Source organism: Amycolatopsis lexingtonensis, from assembly GCF_014873755.1.
GTDB classification, from domain to species: Bacteria; Actinomycetota; Actinomycetes; order Mycobacteriales; family Pseudonocardiaceae; genus Amycolatopsis; species Amycolatopsis lexingtonensis.
Genome location: NZ_JADBEG010000001.1, coordinates 3,945,439 through 3,961,463 on the forward strand (window position 1 = coordinate 3,945,439; position 16,025 = coordinate 3,961,463).

Annotated in this window: 12 protein-coding genes; 3 read left to right on the top strand and 9 right to left on the bottom strand. The window is 72.6% G+C overall.

Annotation, left to right across the window (positions count from 1 at the left end; genetic code table 11):
- Nucleotides 1-50: 50 nt before the first annotated feature.
- Both H4696_RS17890 and ileS read right to left on the bottom strand, forming a co-directional pair.
- Nucleotides 51-1,673, bottom strand: coding sequence for a penicillin-binding transpeptidase domain-containing protein (locus H4696_RS17890; protein WP_086862170.1), 1,623 nt, complete (start codon nucleotides 1,671-1,673; stop codon nucleotides 51-53).
- A 76-nt stretch (nucleotides 1,674-1,749) separates the two neighbouring features.
- The gene (gene ileS, locus H4696_RS17895) at nucleotides 1,750-4,908 is read right to left on the bottom strand and encodes an isoleucine--tRNA ligase (protein ID WP_192782378.1); all 3,159 of its coding nucleotides are present in this window, start codon (nucleotides 4,906-4,908) and stop codon (nucleotides 1,750-1,752) included.
- Between the two features lie 371 nt (nucleotides 4,909-5,279).
- Here ileS and H4696_RS17900 point away from each other — a divergent pair, with 371 nt between their 5' ends.
- Both H4696_RS17900 and H4696_RS17905 read left to right on the top strand, forming a co-directional pair.
- Nucleotides 5,280-7,049: an HSP90 family protein gene (locus H4696_RS17900; RefSeq protein WP_086857554.1), complete on the top strand. Its 1,770-nt coding sequence runs from the start codon at nucleotides 5,280-5,282 to the stop codon at nucleotides 7,047-7,049.
- Nucleotides 7,046-9,763: a hypothetical protein gene (locus H4696_RS17905; RefSeq protein ID WP_086857555.1), complete on the top strand. Its 2,718-nt coding sequence runs from the start codon at nucleotides 7,046-7,048 to the stop codon at nucleotides 9,761-9,763. Before H4696_RS17900 ends, H4696_RS17905 begins: the two co-directional genes overlap by 4 nt.
- A gap of 39 nt (nucleotides 9,764-9,802) precedes the next feature.
- Here H4696_RS17905 and H4696_RS17910 read toward each other — a convergent pair whose 3' ends face one another.
- Complete coding sequence (locus H4696_RS17910; protein WP_086857556.1) at nucleotides 9,803-11,104, bottom strand: MFS transporter; 1,302 nt, start codon at nucleotides 11,102-11,104, stop codon at nucleotides 9,803-9,805.
- A gap of 64 nt (nucleotides 11,105-11,168) precedes the next feature.
- Here H4696_RS17910 and H4696_RS17915 point away from each other — a divergent pair, with 64 nt between their 5' ends.
- Nucleotides 11,169-11,915 (top strand): ArsR/SmtB family transcription factor, encoded by a 747-nt coding sequence (locus H4696_RS17915; RefSeq protein ID WP_086857557.1) that lies wholly within the window; start codon nucleotides 11,169-11,171, stop codon nucleotides 11,913-11,915.
- 3 nt (nucleotides 11,916-11,918) lie between these two features.
- On the opposite strand, the gene H4696_RS17920 is transcribed toward H4696_RS17915, so the two are convergent.
- From H4696_RS17920 to pgeF, 6 genes are all read right to left on the bottom strand, one after another.
- Nucleotides 11,919-12,458 carry a hypothetical protein gene (locus tag H4696_RS17920; protein WP_086857558.1) on the bottom strand — a complete coding sequence of 180 codons (540 nt, stop codon included), beginning with the start codon at nucleotides 12,456-12,458 and terminating at the stop codon, nucleotides 11,919-11,921.
- 122 nt (nucleotides 12,459-12,580) lie between these two features.
- Entirely contained in the window at nucleotides 12,581-13,429 is an 849-nt protein-coding gene (gene wag31, locus H4696_RS17925) for a DivIVA-like cell division protein Wag31 (RefSeq protein ID WP_086857559.1), read from the bottom strand.
- 52 nt (nucleotides 13,430-13,481) lie between these two features.
- The gene (locus tag H4696_RS17930) at nucleotides 13,482-13,757 is read right to left on the bottom strand and encodes a YggT family protein (RefSeq protein WP_013224824.1); all 276 of its coding nucleotides are present in this window, start codon (nucleotides 13,755-13,757) and stop codon (nucleotides 13,482-13,484) included.
- A gap of 116 nt (nucleotides 13,758-13,873) precedes the next feature.
- Complete coding sequence (locus H4696_RS17935) at nucleotides 13,874-14,473, bottom strand: cell division protein SepF (RefSeq protein WP_086857560.1); 600 nt, start codon at nucleotides 14,471-14,473, stop codon at nucleotides 13,874-13,876.
- Nucleotides 14,474-14,570: 97 nt separating this feature from the next.
- Complete coding sequence (locus H4696_RS17940; RefSeq protein ID WP_086857561.1) at nucleotides 14,571-15,299, bottom strand: YggS family pyridoxal phosphate-dependent enzyme; 729 nt, start codon at nucleotides 15,297-15,299, stop codon at nucleotides 14,571-14,573.
- A complete protein-coding gene (gene pgeF, locus H4696_RS17945; RefSeq protein WP_192782379.1) occupies nucleotides 15,296-16,000 on the bottom strand; it encodes a peptidoglycan editing factor PgeF in 705 nt (234 codons plus the stop codon). Before pgeF ends, H4696_RS17940 begins: the two co-directional genes overlap by 4 nt.
- Nucleotides 16,001-16,025: the final 25 nt, after the last annotated feature.

The following is a 16,025-nucleotide window of genomic DNA, read 5'->3' on the forward strand; positions in this document are numbered from 1 at the left end:
CCGCGCGCTTCGGCCCCCGCCGAAGCGTCACTTTCACGTGAAAGTGACGCTCAGAGCGCCTTGAGGAACTTCGCCGCCAGGGTGACCGCCGGGCCCGAGTCGTTCGAGTTCTCCAGCACCACCGCGAACGCCACGCTCCCCCGGTAGCCGACGAACCAGCCCGTCGCGTTGGAGCCGTCGCCGAACTGGGCCGTGCCCGTCTTCCCGAAGACGGTCCCGGCGCCCGCCGCGGCCCGGCCGGTGCCGCTGGTCACCACCGCGCGCATCAGCTTCCGGACCTCGCCGAGCACCGCACCGGGCGGCGCCGAATAGCCCTTGACCACCGTGGTCGGCAGGTCGTGCCACAGCCTCGGCGTGATCGCCTTGCCCGCCGCCACCGTCGCGGCCATCATCGCGCCACCGAGCGCGCTGGCCTGGATGCGGCCCTGGCCGAAGCCGTCCTCGACCTGCTCGTCCTTGCTCGCCGCCGGCTCGACCTTGCCCAGCTCCGTCTTGATGCCGGGGATCTCGTAGTCGGCGTTGAGCCCGAGCTCGTCCGCCGCCTTCTTCAGCCCGTCGGCCGGCAGCGCCAGCGCGAGCTGCCCGAACGTCGTGTTGCAGGACCGCGCGAACGCCGTCTGCAGGTTCGTCGCGCCCAGCTCGAAGCCCTCGTTGCGCACCGTGCGCGTGCCGATCGTGGCGACGCCGGGGCAGTCGACGGGCGACCCCGCGTTCAGCCCGCTCTGCTGGACCGCCGCGACGGCCGTCGCGATCTTGAACGACGAACCGGGCTCGTACAGACCGCTGAGCGCCTTCGGCGAGTTCCCGGCGGCCGCGTTCTGGGCGACGGCGAGGATGTCGCCCGAGCCGGTGTCGAGCGCGACCAGCATGGCCGACCCCGAGTAGCCGTCGACCGCGGCCTGCGCGGCGTTCTGCGCGGCCAGGCTCAAGCTCGACGTCAGCGGCTTGGTCCCGTCCTCGGCCGGCTTGCCGAACAGCGTCTCCAGGCTCTTCCCGCTCGTGTCGACGCGCTGGACGGCGAACCCGCTGCCCGAAGCGGCGGTGACCTGCCCGGTGAGCGCCGAACGCAGCAGCGGCGCCGGGTTCCCGTCCACCGGGCGCGTCCCGCCCGCCCCGGCGATGAGCAGCGGCTTGCCGTCGCGGTCGGCGACCGCCGTGGTGTCCGTGGCGGCGGTGCTGACCACCAGCCGCTGGCCGGCCTCCAGCTTCGGGTGCAGCAACGACGGCGCCCAGTGCACGAGCCACTTCCCGCCGGCGAGGTTGAGCTGGAACGGGACGTCGTAGTTCCACACCCCGCCCTTCAGCGACCACGCCATGCTGAAGGTCCCGCCGGTCGTCTTCGCCCCGGCCGGCGTCGGCTGCAGCACGGTCAGCTTGGCGACGACCGACTTCGGGCTCAGCGTGTTCCGCGCGTCCCGCAGCGCCACCGCGGCCGCGGCGTTGTCGTCGGTCAGCCGGGCGGCCGCGTCGGGGTTGTTCTCGGTCAGGTCCTGGACGTACTCGGTGATCGCCGAGTGCGGGTCGAGCGCGCCCGGGCTCTCGACCGAAGTCGCCCCGGCCTCCGCCGTCGGCGCCGCGTTCCCGCCGTTCAGCACGAAGAAAGCCGCCACCACGACCACGACGACCAGCAGCGCGCCGCCGATCAGGATCCCGCGTCTCTTGCCAGGACTCATCCCGGTTTCCCCTCCCCCAAGGAATGCCACCGTCGTGGGTGACCGGCCGAGCTTACCGGTCACCCACGACGGTTCGTCAGGCTTTTTCGACCGCGGCAGTCACCTTCGTGCCGTCGCCGACCGTGCCGGCGAAGCCCGCGCTCGCCGGCTCGTACGCCACCGACGTCGCCAGCGTCTCCGAGGCCAGGAACTCCTGGTACGCCCGAGCCGCTTCGACGACCTCGGCCGGCGCGTCGACGGTCAGCGCGATCCGGTCCGCGACGTCGAGCCCGGCGTCGCGGCGGGCCTGCTGCACGACCCGGACCAGGTCGCGGACCACGCCTTCGGCCGCCAGCTCCGGCGTCACCTCGGTGTCGAGCAGGACCAGCCCGGACCCGCCGGGCAGCTCCGCCGCCGCGCCGCCGCCCTTGGCGACCAGCCGGCGGTCGAACTCGCCTTCCTGCAGTGCGATCCCGGCCGCGACCACGGTGTCGCCCTGCAGCGACCAGTCGCCCGCCTTGACGGCCTTGATCACCGTCTGGACGTCCTTGCCCAGCCGCGGGCCGGCGGCGCGGGCGTTCACCGCGACCTCGAACCCGCCGTGCGCGGCGACGTCGGTGGTCAGCTCGACCGCCTTGACGTTCACCTCGTCGCGCAGGATGTCGGCGAAGGCCGCCAGCGACTCGGCGTCCTCGGCCGCCACGACCAGCGACGACAGCGGCAGCCGCACGCGCAGCTTGTTCGCCTTGCGCAGCGACAGCGCCGACGACGCCACCTGCCGCACCCGGTCCATCGCGGTCACCAGCGCCGCGTCCGCGGGCAGGTCGAGCGCGTTCGGCCAGTCGGTCAGGTGCACCGAGCGGCCACCGGTCAGGCCGCGCCAGACGACCTCGGTGGTCAGCGGCAGCAGCGGCGCCGCCACCCGCGAAGTCACCTCGAGCACGGTGTGCAGCGTGTCGATCGCGTCCTTGTCGCCGGCCCAGAAGCGGTCCCGCGAGCGGCGCACGTACCAGTTGGTCAGGACCTCGAGGAAGTCCCGCACGGTCTGGCACGCGCCCGCGACGTCGTAGCTGTCCATCGCGTACTCGACGTCGGTGACCAGCTCGTGCGTCTTCGCCAGGACGTACCGGTCGAGCACGTTCGGCGAATCCGTGCGCCACCGGCCTTCCACGCCTTCGGCGTTCGCGTACAGCGCGAGGAAGTAGTACGAGTTCCACAGCGGCAGCACGGCCTGGCGGACGGCGTCGCGGATGCCCTTGTCGGTGACGACGAGGTTGCCGCCGCGCAGGATCGGGCTCGCCATCAGGTACCAGCGCATGGCGTCGGAGCCGTCGCGCTCGAAGACCTCGTTGACGTCCGGGTAGTTGCGCAGCGACTTGGACATCTTCTGGCCGTCCGAGCCGAGCACGATGCCGTGCGACACGCAGGTGCGGAACGCCGGCCGGTCGAACAGCGCCGTCGCGAGCACGTGCAGCAGGTAGAACCAGCCGCGGGTCTGCCCGATGTACTCGACGATGAAGTCGCTCGGGTAGTGGTGCTCGAACCAGTCGGCGTTCTCGAACGGGTAGTGCACCTGGGCGTAGGGCATCGAGCCGGAGTCGAACCAGACGTCGAGGACGTCCGGCACGCGGCGCATGGTGGACTTCCCGGTCGGGTCGTCCGGGTTCGGCCGGGTCAGCTCGTCGATGTAGGGCCGGTGCAGGTTGTCCAGCCGCACGCCGAAGTCGGCCTCCAGCTCGTCGAGCGAGCCGTAGACGTCGGTGCGCGGGTACTCGGGGTTGTCGGACTGCCACACCGGGATCGGCGTGCCGAAGTACCGGTTGCGGGAGATCGACCAGTCGATGGCGTTCTCCAGCCACTTCCCGAACTGGCCGTCCTTGACGTTCTCCGGGTACCAGGTGATCTGCTGGTTCAGCTCGACCATCCGGTCCTTGAACTGCGTCACCGCGACGAACCACGACGACACCGCGCGGTAGATCAGCGGGTTCCGGCAGCGCCAGCAGTGCGGGTAGCTGTGGTCGTAGGTCTCGTGCCGCAGCAGCACGGCACCCTGCTGCCCGGCCGAGCCCGTGCCGTTCTTGAGGTCCCGCACGATGTTCGGGTTGGCGTCGAAGACCTGCTGGCCCTCGTAGTCCGGCACGGTGGCGTCGAACTTGCCGTGCGCGTCGACCGGCGTGACCGGCGGGATGCCCGCCGCGTCGGTGACCACCTTGTCGTCGGCGCCGTAGGCCGGGGCGATGTGCACGACCCCGGTGCCGTCGTCGGTGGTGACGTAGTCGGCGGCGAGGATCTGGTGCGCGTTCTCGGTGCCGGTGAAGTACGGGAACGGCGGCGCGTACCGGGTGCCGAGCAGCTGGGTACCGGTGTAGCGCGCGACGACCGCGGGCTCTTCGCCGAGTTCACGCTCGTACGCGGCGACGCGCGCTTCGGCGAGCAGGAACCGCTTGCCGTCGCTCTCCACGACGACGTAGTCGACGTCCGGGTGCACGGCGGTGGCGAGGTTCGACGGCAGCGTCCACGGCGTGGTCGTCCAGATCAGCAGGTAGGTGCCGTCGAGGTCGTTGTCGTTGCCCTGCAACCGGAAGCCGACCGTGACGGCCGGGTCCTGGCGGTTGCGGTAGACGTCGGCGTCCATGCCCAGCTCGTGGTTGGACAGCGGCGTCGCGTCGCGCCAGCAGTAGGGCAGGACGCGGTAGCCCTCGTAGACGAGTCCCTTGTCCCACAGGCGCTTGAACGCCCAGAGCACCGACTCCATGTACGTGACGTCGAGGGTCTTGTAGTCGTTGTCGAAGTCGACCCAGCGCGCCTGGCGCGTGACGTACTCGCGCCACTCGTCGGTGTAGCGCAGCACGGACTCCCGCGAAGCCTCGTTGAACTTCGCGATGCCCATCTCTTCGATCTCGGACGTCTCGGTGATCCCGAGCTGGCGCATGGCCTCGAGTTCGGCGGGCAGGCCGTGGGTGTCCCAGCCGAAGCGGCGCTCGACCTTGCGGCCCTTCATCGTCTGGTAGCGCGGCACCAGGTCCTTGACGTACCCGGTGAGCAGGTGGCCGTAGTGCGGCAGGCCGTTGGCGAACGGCGGGCCGTCGTAGAAGACGTACTCGTTGTCGCCGTGCTCGCCCGCCGGGCGCGCGTCGATCGTCGCCTGGAACGTCCGGTCCGTCTCCCAGTAGGCGAGGACCTGCTTCTCCAGCTCGGGGAAGGACGGCTGCGACGGGACGCCCGCACCGTCGTTCAGCTGGGCCTGGGGGTACATCCGGGTGCTCCTCGGTTCGTCGCTCTCGTACGGACGACCGGGTTCCCGGTCACCCACACGGGGACGAGACGCCTGGCGGCGTTCCGCGGTACCACCCCGCTTGCCCGCTCGCGCGGACCGCTTCGTTCGGCGGCTGTCACGGGCCGCACCCGTCCGGTTCTACTGAGAGCGGTGAAGCTCGGTTCTTCCGGAGGCTCCCCGGTGATGGCCGGATCGGCGCCTTGCTGGTACCAGGTTAACCGCCCCGCGCAACCCGGTTGTCACGAGGGGCGCACCGGAAACGAACACGACCGCCGCGGCGATCCCCCGTTAGCATGACCGCGTGCCGCCGAGAGGGTTCGCGGCCCGAAACCACAGGGGAACTTTTCACGGTGAGCCGCACTTTTCAGGTGGATCTTCGCGGGGTCGTCGACCTCCTCAGCCGCCACCTCTACTCGAGCCCGCGCGTGTACGTGCGGGAGCTGCTGCAGAACGCCGTCGACGCGGTGACTGCCCGCCGCGCGCGGGAACCCGGCGCGCCCGCGGAGATCGCGGTCGAGGTCGGCGACGGCGTCCTGAGCGTCACCGACACCGGGATCGGCCTGACCGAAGCCCAGGTGCACGAACTGCTCGCGACGATCGGGCGAAGCTCCAAAAGGGACGAACTGGGCTTCCAGCGCCACGAGTTCCTCGGCCAGTTCGGGATCGGGCTGCTGTCGGCGTTCCTCGTCGCCGACGAGGTGCGCGTCGTGACGCGGTCGGTGGACGGCGGCCCGGCCGTCGCGTGGACCGGCCGGTCCGACGGCACGTACGCCATCGGGCCGGGCGAACGGGACGAGCCGGGCACCACGGTGACCCTCGACGCGCGTCCCGGCGCCGAGCAGTGGTTCGTCCCCGGGACGGTCGCCGAGCTCGCCACGCTGTACGGCTCGATGCTGCCGTTCGGGATCACCGTCGACGGCCGGCCGGTCACCACGCCCGTGCCGTGGGCCCACGACGACCGCGCGCCCGGGCAGCGGCAGGCCGACCTGGTCGGCTACGCGCAGGACACCCTGGGCTTCACGCCGTTCGACGTCGTCGAGCTGGACGTGCCCGCCGCCGGGCTGACCGGCGTGGCGTACGTGCTGCCGTTCCCGGCCAGCCCGGCCGAGCACGGCGGCCACCGCGTCTACCTCAAGCGGATGCTGCTCGCGGAGAACGCGCCCGGGCTGCTGCCGGACTGGGCGTTCTTCGCCCGCTGCGTCGTCGACGCGGGCGAGCTGCGGCCGACGGCGAGCCGGGAAGCGCTTTACGACGACGGACAGCTGGAGTCGGCGCGCGAGGCGCTCGGCGACCGGCTGCGCGGCTGGCTCGCCGGGCTGGCGCGGACCGCGCCCGACCGGCTGAACCGCTTCCTCGGCATCCACCACCTCGGCGTCAAGGCGCTCGCCCTGCACGACGACGAGATGCTGCGGCTGGTCGAGCAGTGGTGGCCGCTGGAGACGAACGTCGGCCGGATGACCATGGCCGAGTTCCGCGGCCGCTACGGGCTGCTGCGCTACTGCGCCACCACCGACGAGTTCCAGCAGCTGGCCGGCGTCGCGGCCGCGCAGGACATCGCCGTGATCAACGGCGGCTACACCTACGACAGCGAGCTGGCCGAGCGGATGCGGTCGCTCGAACCGGACCTGGTGGTGACCCGGCTCGACCCGAGCGACCTCACCACCGCGTTCGACGAGCTCGACAGCGCGACCGCGCTGGCCACCCGGCCGTTCGTCGCGGCCGCGCAGCGCCACCTCGACCGGCTGGGCTGCGAGGTCGTGCTGCGCGAGTTCCAGCCGTCCAGCCTGCCGGTGCTCTACCTGCTCAACCGCGCCGCCGCGTTCGCCGGCGAGCTGCGGTCCACCAAGGAGCAGGTCGACGAGCTGTGGGCGGGCGTGCTCTCGGCGTTCGAGAAGCCCGCCGAGGACCGTCCGCAGCTGGTGCTCAACCACCGCAACCCGCTGGTGCGGCGGATCAGCCTGCTGCGGGACGACACGCTGCGCGGGCTGGCCGTCGAATCGCTCTACGGGCAGGCCCTGCTGTTCGGCAGGCACCCGATCCGGCCGGCCGACGCCGCGCTGCTGAACCGTTCGTTCCTCGGCCTGCTGGAGCAGGCCGTCCCCGAAGAGGAGACCCGATGAGCACCCCCACCGCCGGCGAGCAGGAGGTCTGGGACCGGCTGTGGGCCGCCGAACGGCTGCCGCGCGGCCGCGCCCAGATCGCCGCGCTCGAGGACGGGCTCCGGGAGGCCGACGCCCTCGGTTCGCCCGAGCTGCGCTTCGGCGCCCGGATCTTCCTCACCAGCGCCTACCAGCAGGGTGGCGAGCCCGCGAAGGCGTTCGTGCCGTTCGCGTGGTGCCTGGCGGTGCACGACCGCGGCGAGGCCGACCCGCGCTGGACCCACGACCTGCACTGGTACTTCAAGTTCATGGCCGGGTCGATGGCGACCTTCCCGGAGGTGCCGCTCGACCGGACCCGCGCCGTGCTCGACGACATGGAACGCCGCTACCGCGCGGCCGGGTACACGATGAACCCGGTGCACCAGTACCGCGCCGTGCTCGCCCGGCACGTCGGCGACCGCGAAACCGCCGCCGAGCAGTACCGGCTGTGGTCGGCCGCGCCGCGCGGCCAGATGTCCGACTGCGTCGGCTGCGAGCCGAGCGACAAGGTCGCGCACCTGAGCTGGCTCGGCCGGTACGCCGAAGCCGCCGAGGTGGCCGAGCCGGTGCTGGGCGGGCAGTTCAGCTGCGTCGAGCAGCCGCAGCACATCCTGACCGAGCTGCTGCTCCCCTACGTCCACATCGGACGGTACGACGACGCCGTGCAGGCGTACCGCCGCGCGTACCGGGCGATGCGGCACGACCCGGCGCAGCTGCAGTCGATCGCCACCCACCTCGCGTTCTGCGCGCTGACCGGGAACCACGCCCGCGGGCTCGACCTCGTCGAGCGGCACCTGGGCTGGCTCGACGCGCCGCCGACGCCGTACGCGGAGCAGGAGTTCGCCGCCGCGGCCGCGTTGAACCTGCGGCTGGTGGCCGAAGGCGGCCACGGCGACGCGCCGGTGCGCCGCGCCGGCGGCATGACCACGGTGGCCGCGCTGCGCGACGAGCTGGCGGACCGCGCGCTGGCCATCGCCGCGCGGTTCGACGCGCGCAACGGCACGGCCGAGCAGAGCGACCGGGTCCGCGCGATGCTGGCCGCCGAACCGCTCGTCGAGCACCTGCCGCTGTCCGGGACCGCCGCGCCGGCCCCGGTGCCCGCGCCCGCTCAGGTCTACCCGGACTCGCCGGAGGAGCTGGCCGACCTCGGCGAGCAGGAGGCGCGGCTGGGCCGCTCGCCCGACGCCGTCTGGGCCCGGTTCGACGAGGTGTGCCCGGAACCGTCGGGGGCGCTGCGCGCCCGGCGGCTGACCGCGGCGGCCGACGCCGAGGTGCCCGGTGACCTCGAGGCCGCGAGCCACGGCTTCGCGCACGCGGCCGGGCTGTTCGAGGAAGCCGGCGACGCCGTGGGGGCGGAAGCCGCGCGCGGCAAGGGAATCCTGTTCTCGGCGCTGGCCGGGGACCGCCCGGACGCACCCGCCGAGCTCGAAGCGTCGGCGGCGCGCATCGCGGAAATCGGCGAGCCGGCCGAACACGCCCGCGCCCTGCTGCGGCTGGCGATGCTGCACTTCGCGCGGCAAGACCTCGAGGCCACCGCGGAGGTTCTCGACCGAGCCGGCGACCCGGTCCGCGCCACCCCCGAGCTCACGGGAGCGTGGCTGGAGCGCCGGGCGCTCGTGCTGGCGAACCAGGGCGACCTGCCGGGCGCGATCGAACTCGTGGCCTCGGCGGCGGCGCGGTACACGGAAGCCGGGTCTCCCGAGCGGACCGCGAACGCCCGGCTGCTCGGCGTCCGGTTCCGCGCCGGCCTCGGCGACCGGCAGGCGGCGTTCGCCGAGGCGACGTCGATCGACCCGGGCACCAGCCGGTCGACGCGGGCCCAGCTGCAGCAGGTGCGCGGGCACCTGGCGAACGACCTGGGCCGTCCCGAGGACGCCGCCACCGCCTTCCGGGCGGCCGTGGGCGACTTCGCCGCGCTCGGGGCCGAGGTGGACGCGGCCGTGACGCGAGTCGAGTTGGCGGCCGCGTCGCTGGACGCCGGCCGTCCGGAAGACGCGGCCGAAGCGATCGAGGACGCGGAAGCGGTGCTGGAGCGGGCCAGCGCGGGCCACGAGCTGGCGCGCGGCCGGTACCTGCTGGCGAGGGCTTGCCAGGAGCTGGACCGCGAAGTCCAGGCGGTGGAGCTGTTCGCCGCGTCCGCCGGGCAGTTCGCGGAGATGGGCAACGAAGCCGCGGCAGGGCAGGCGACCGAGTCCCGCGCGGAGGTCCTCGACGGGCTGGACCGGGACGCCGAAGCGGCGGAGGGCTTCGCGGCCGCGGCCGAGCGGTTCAAGACCGCCGAGTTGCCGGCCGAAGAGCTGCGCAACCGCCGTCGCGCGGCGCTGTCGTGGCTGTGGGCCGGCGAGCCCGCGCGAGCGGAGGAAGCGCTGGTGGCGGCGGACGCGGTCACCGGTGAGGGGCCGCAGTTCGAGTGGGAGCGCGCCTTGGCGGCGTACGACGGCGCCCGCCTGCTGGCCAATCTGGACCGTCCGGCGGAGGCCCTCCCCCGCGCGACGGCGGCGGCGGAAGCCTTGCGGGCCATGGAAGCCGAGGGCCCGGCGGTGGCGGCCGACGTCCTCAGTGGACGGTTGTGGCGGGACCTCGGCAAGGTGACCGAGGCCCGGGAGGTGCTGACCGCGGCGCTGGCCCGGCTGCCGGAGGAGGCGGCGGGACAGCGCGCGGACATCGAGAACCTGTTGGCCGAGCTCGACACCTAGTGGTCGTGAGTGTTTAGTCGGGCTTGGGTTCCAACCCGACTAAACACTCACGACCCGGACCCCCGCGAGCGTGACGCCGATCGCCACCAGCCACAGCGCCGCCGCGATCACGCCGGCCTCGCGCAGTCCCGGGAGAAAGCCCGCTCCCGGCGCACCCGCGACCGTGCCGAGGACCGCCACCCCGAGTGCGCCGCCCGCTTGCCGGGCGGTGTTGTTGACCCCGCTGGCCACCCCCGCGCGCCCGGGCGGCAGGCCGGAGACCGCGGCCGTCACCACCGCCGTCGTCAGCAGGCCCATGCCGACGCCGAGCCCCAGCAGCGTCGGCAAGAGGTCCGCGTAGCCGCTGGTTTCCTTGAGCCGCACCAGGTTCAGCATCCCGAGCACGCCCAGCGCGAGCCCGGCGACCATGAGCGGCCGCGGGCCGAACCGGCCGGTCAGCCGTCCCGCGATCGGCGCCAGCACCGACAGCGGGCCGAACAGCGGCAGGACTTCGAGCCCCGCCGCCAGCGGGGACGCGTGCCGCACGCCCTGCAAGTACAGCGTCAGCACCAGGATCGCGCCGATCCCGACGAAGTTCATCGCCGCCGAGACGAAGTTGGCGCTCAGCGTCCGCCCGGCGACGTCCAAGGGCAGCATCGGGTCCGCCGTCCGGCGCTCCACGGCCACGAAGGCCGCCAGCGCGGCGATCGCCACCACCGCGGCCACGGCACTCCCGCCGATGACCGCGTACACCCCGGCGCCGAGGGCGGGCGCCGCGGTGACGACGCCAGCGACGTCGACCCGCCGGCCGGGCGCGCGCGTGCCGCGTGGGACGAGCCGCCAGGTCGCGAAGGCCGCCGCCAGCACGATCGGGACGTTGAGCCAGAACACCGGCCGCCAGCCCGCCGCCGACACGACCGCGCCGCCCAGCACCGGGCCCGCCGCCAGCGCGAGCGCGGACACCCCGGCCCAGACTCCGAGCGCCCGGGCCCGCTCGGCGCGTCCCGGGTAGGCGTTCGTGATCACGGCGAGCGTGCCGGGCAGCAGCAGCGCCGCGCCCAGGCCCTGTCCGGCGCGGGCGGCGACGAGGACCGGTGCGGTGGCCGCGAGCCCGCACGCGGCCGAGGCCACGCCGAAGAGCCCGAACCCGGTGAGGACGACCCGGCGGTGGCCGAAGACGTCGCCGAGGGCGCCGCCGGTGAGCAGGAACGCGGCCAGGACGACGGTGTAGCCGTCGACCACCCACTGCTGCGCCGCGAGGTCCGCGTGGAGGCCGGTGCCCAGCGTGGGCAGGGCGACGTTGACGACCGTGACGTCCAGCTGCACCAGGAACATCCCGGCGCACATGGTGAACAGGAGCATGCGCCCAGTGCACCGCGCGGACGCTTCCGTCGCGGTGGAAGCGTGCCGGGGGCATCCTGGAGACGTGGAAGGGGACGCCGACATCGCCCGCACCGCCGCGTTGTTCGCCGACCCGGCGCGGGTCCGGGTGCTGCTCGCCCTCGGCGACGGCCGGGCGCTGGCGGCGTCCGTGCTGGCCGCCGAGGCGCGGCTGTCCGCCCAGGGTGTCAGCGCGCACCTGGCGAAGCTGCGGGCGGCGGGCCTGGTCGTCGCGGAGAAGTCGGGGCGGCACCGGTTCTACCGGCTGGCCGGGCCGGATCCCGCCGAGCTGCTGGAGACGCTGGCGCGGTTCTCGCCGTCCCAGCCGGTGACGTCGTTGCGCGAGGGCACGCGCGCGGAGGCGCTGCGCACGGCCCGGACGTGCTACGACCACCTGGCCGGACGGCTCGGGGTCGCGGTCACGTCAGCGTTGCTGTCGCGGGGCGCGCTGGCCGGAGCACCGGACACGCGGCGGCGGGCGGGTGACCGGATTTCGGCCCCGCTGCGCGAACACCCGTACACGCTGGGGCCGTCGGCGGAGGCGGTGTTCGGCAAGCTGGGCATCGACGTCGACGCGGTCGCGTCCGGGCGGCGGCCGTTGCTGAAGTTCTGCCTGGACTGGAGTGAGCAGCGCCATCACTTGGCAGGCGCGTTGGGTGCGGCGGTGGCGACGCGGTTCATGGAAGCGGGCTGGGTCCGGCGGCGCGCGGAGGCCCACCGCGCGCTGCGGCTCACGCCGGAAGGGGCCCGGGCGCTGGAGGTGCACCTGGGCCTGGCCGACCTGGCGGCTTGACCGTCAGCGGTGGGCCGCCACCAGGGTTGCGTCGGGGGCGCAACGGGCGCAGGGGGTGAAGCCGAGCTGGCGGGCCTCGCCGATGCCGATCGGGATGAGTTCGCGGCTGCCGAGCCACGGGCAGGCTCGCAGGTGGTAGCGGGGGTGCTCGTCGACGACCACGACCTCGTCGTCGAGGTCCGCCAAGACGGCGATGTCGTCGGCCGGGGTTTCTTCCTCCCCCGGCTCGGCCGGTTCCGCGGCCTCTTCGACAGGCTCGGGCGTGTCGGCCGGGTCGCCCAGCTCACCGGCCTTCGGGATGAGGGTGGTCTGCTCCGCCTCCGGTTCCGGCTCGGCCTCCGCTTCAGCGGGTTCCGGAGCCGGCTCAGGTTCAGGAGCGGGCGCGGACCGGCGACGGCGGCGCAGCCAGTCGGCCACCAGGAGCAGGCCCGCCAGCACCGACAGGCCGATGGAAACCCACGCCCACAGCGAAGAAGCGGTGATCAGCGCGGTGACGAGCAACCCCAGAGCCGCCAGTACCAGTACCAGCACGATGTAAAGCACGCTGCATTACAGCACGAACCGGGCAAGATCGGACCGCGACCCACCCACGTGCCGTACCGGATCGACTCCGAACCGTGGCCTGCCCCGCCGGCTCATGCCGACGGGGCGGGCCCGGGGGAAACTCAGCCGGCTTCGGCGCGCGGGCCGAAGGAGTAGCCCTGGCCGCCGCTGGACGAGCCGGAGGTCTGGCCGGAGCCCGACGAGGCCGACGCGGGCGCGGCGGAACCGCGGTCGTCGAGCTCGCGCAGCTGGGACTCGAGGAACCCGCGCAGCCTCGTGCGGTACTCCCGCTCGATCGTGCGCAGCTCTTCGATCTTCTTGCCCAGCCCGCTCTTCTCGGAGTTGAGGCTGTTCATCGTCTCGGTGTACTTGCGCTGCGACTCGCGCTCGAGCGTGGTGGCCTTGTCGCGCGCCTGGCGCTCCAGGGTCTCCGCCCGGGTCCGCGCGTCGTTCAGCATCGTGTCGACGCGGGTGCGGGCCTCGTTGACCATCGAGTCGGACTTCGCCCGGGCGTCCGAGAGCAGCTGCTCGGACTTGGTGCGGGCCTCGGCCAGCATCCCGTCGGACTCGGTCTTCGCCTCGGCGGTCAGCCGGTCGGCCATCTCCTGGGCGAGGCCCAGGACCTTGGCGGCCTGCACGTTCGGCTCCGTGCTGTCACCCACCATCGAGTGCGCCTGGGTCTGCTCCATGGCGGACTGCGGCGGCGGCACCGGGGCAAGCCGGCGCGAGGGCTCTTCGCGCATCGGGGGCTGCGCGGACTTCGCACTGTCGAGCTCGCTTCGAGTCGACTCGAGCTCGGCGTCGAGCTGCTCCATCTGCTGGCGCAGCTCGTTGTTGTCTTCGATCAAGCGGGCCAGCTCGGTCTCCACCAGGTCGAGGAACGCGTCCACCTCGTCCTCGTTGTAGCCCCTCTTGCCGATGGGCGGCTTGCTGAACGCAACGTTATGCACGTCAGCGGGGGTCAACGACATCAGATCACCTCACGCACTCCATGGCCTGCAGGGTCCACCCAAGTTTCCCCGATCAACTTGGAGTCGCCAGTTGCATCGCGAAGAACACAACCAACAGCAGCACCATAATCGACAAGTCCAGTCCGACGCCGCCGATCCGGACCATCGGAATGATCCTTCTGAACAACCGGACCGGCGGGTCCGTCACTGTGTAGATGGTCTCGAGCGTCACCGCAACCCCTCCGGCGGGATGCCACTCACGCGCGAACGTCCGGACGAGTTCGACCACGATCCGCGCCGTCAGCAGCAGCCAGAAGGCGAACAGCACGTACCAGACGACCAGCCACACAGCTTCCACGTACCTACTCTAACCAGGCGTCCGGGCATAAGACGCAGTCAAGGGGGGTCGACGCCGCATCGAGTCGACAAAATCACGTCTGCTTGCGCTCAGCGGTCCACTCGACTTCAGCCCCGCAAAAACAATCCCCCTTCGGCGATCCGCCGACGGTCTTCGGCCGTCACGTCCACATCGGGCGGTGAGAGAAGGAACACCTTGTTGGTGACCTTGTCCATCGACCCGCGCAGCGCGAACGCCAGCCCGGCGGCGAAGTCGACGAGCCGCTTCGCGTCCGCGTTCTCCATCTCGGTGAGGTTCATGATCACCGGGATGCCCTCGCGGTAGTGCTCCCCGATCGCCCGCGCCTCCGCGTAACTGGTCGGGTGCAGTGTGGTGATCCGGCTCAACGGGTCACGCACCGGCTGCCGCACGACCGGCTCGGTGACCGGTCGCAGCCGCGCCACGGGCTCCGGCTGGCGGTCCATCGCGAGCGCGCCGTGGACGGCCGGCTCCGAGGCAGCCACGGAGCGTGACCGGCTGCGGCTGACAGGCTCGTCGTACGTGTCGTCGACGTCGCGGTAGCGTGAGCGCGACGACCGAGGAGCCGGCTCCTCGTAGGAGTCGTACTCGTCGTCGTAGCCGCGTCGATAGTCGTCCTCGACTTCGTAGCCGTCGTCGTCAGCGGGCACCATCCCGAAGTAGGCCTTCAGCTTCTGCAGCGCGCTCATGCCTCTCCCTAGCCCTAGCCGCTCCCGCACCAACGCTTCTCCACGCCGTCAGTGCCCCGCCCGGGCGACCACTAAACGTGACGACCGGGCGAGCTCCCTACGGCGAGGCTAAACCGCGTCCACCGAGCAACGCGGTTCCGACACGCACACAGGTGGAGCCGTGCGTGATCGCCTGCTCGAGATCATGGCTCATCCCGGCGGACACGTCTGCGGCATTCGGGTGATCTTTTCGGAGAGCCTCACCCGCGCGAGCGAGGCGTTCGAAGGCGGCGGCGGGGTCGGCGCCGAGGGGTGCGACGGCCATCAGCCCGCGAAGCCGCAGCTCATCCATGTGGGTGACATGCTCGGCGAGCGCGCCCAGCTCATCGAGGGGGCAGCCGCCGCGCGAAGGGTCGTCGTCGAGGCTCGCCTGGAGGAGCACGTCGAGGGGTTCGTCACGTATCTGGGCGTCCCGGGCCGCACGCACCGCCTTCGCCAACGCGTCGGCGAGCCGGGCCGAGTCGAGCGACTGCACCTCGTCCGCCCAGCCGACCACGGAGCGTGCCTTGTTCCGCTGGAGCCGGCCGACCATGTGCCAGCGCACGGTGGCCTCCGGCCGCAACTCGGCGACTTCCAACGTCTTCGGGGCGGCGTCCTGGTCGCGGTTCTCGCCGAGGTCGGTGACGCCGAGGTCGGCCAGCAGCGCGGCGTCCGAAGCCGGGAACGTCTTGGTGACCGCGAGCAGCTTGACCTCCTCCCGCGCGCGCCCGGCGGCGCGGCACGCGGCGGCGATCCGCGCCTCGACCTCGGCGAGGTTCGCGGCCAGCTCGGCCTTGCGGTCGGTCATGCCTCCACCCACGTGATGCCCGCGATCCGCCCGGTCGTCCCGTCGCGGCGGTAGCTGAAGAGCGTCTTGTCCTCGTTCGTGCACCGCGGGTCGACGCCGATCTTGCCGACGCCGAGGTCGGCGAGCTGGCGCCAGAGACCGGCGCGCAGGTCGAGGCCGGGGGTTCCCTTGCGGGTCTTGCACGCGCTGCCGGGGACGTGCTTCTCGACGTCGGCGGCCATTTCGGCGGGGACCTCGTAGCAGTCGCCGCAGATGGCCGGCCCGAGCAGGGCTTCGATCCGGCCCACCTCGGCACCGGCCGCCCGCATGGCCTCGACCGCGGCCGGGACGACGCCGACGCGCGTGCCGACGCGGCCCGCGTGCACCGCGGAGACCACCCCGGCCTCGGCGTCGGCCAGCAGGATCGGCACGCAGTCGGCGACCAGCACGACGAGCGCGACGCCCGGGGTCGCGGTCACCAGCGCGTCGGTCGCTTCGGCGGCCCGGGTCTCGGAGCCGTCCACTGTGGTCGCGGTGCGGCCGTGGACCTGCTCCATCCAGGCCAGCTTGTCCTCGGCCAGGCCCAGCTCGGCCGCGAGGCGCTTGCGGTTGGCGTAGACGTTCCCCTCGTCGTCGCCGACGTGGTCCCCCAGGTTGAACGTGTCGTAGGGCGGCCGCGACGCGCCGCCCGCCCTGGTCGTCACCACTCGCCGAACCCGCATGCCTTCATCCTCCCAAACGCCGTGA

Excerpts from the sequence above, each read along its gene's own strand:
- H4696_RS17890 (WP_086862170.1), bottom strand. The coding sequence starts at position 1,673 with ATGAGTCCTGGCAAGAGACGCGGGATCCTGATCGGCGGCGCGCTGCTG.
- ileS (WP_192782378.1), bottom strand. The coding sequence starts at position 4,908 with ATGTACCCCCAGGCCCAGCTGAACGACGGTGCGGGCGTCCCGTCGCAG.
- H4696_RS17905 (WP_086857555.1), top strand. The coding sequence starts at position 7,046 with ATGAGCACCCCCACCGCCGGCGAGCAGGAGGTCTGGGACCGGCTGTGG.
- H4696_RS17910 (WP_086857556.1), bottom strand. The coding sequence starts at position 11,104 with ATGCTCCTGTTCACCATGTGCGCCGGGATGTTCCTGGTGCAGCTGGAC.
- wag31 (WP_086857559.1), bottom strand. The coding sequence starts at position 13,429 with ATGTCGTTGACCCCCGCTGACGTGCATAACGTTGCGTTCAGCAAGCCG.
- H4696_RS17935 (WP_086857560.1), bottom strand. The coding sequence starts at position 14,473 with ATGAGCGCGCTGCAGAAGCTGAAGGCCTACTTCGGGATGGTGCCCGCT.
- H4696_RS17940 (WP_086857561.1), bottom strand. The coding sequence starts at position 15,299 with ATGACCGACCGCAAGGCCGAGCTGGCCGCGAACCTCGCCGAGGTCGAG.
- pgeF (WP_192782379.1), bottom strand. The coding sequence starts at position 16,000 with ATGCGGGTTCGGCGAGTGGTGACGACCAGGGCGGGCGGCGCGTCGCGG.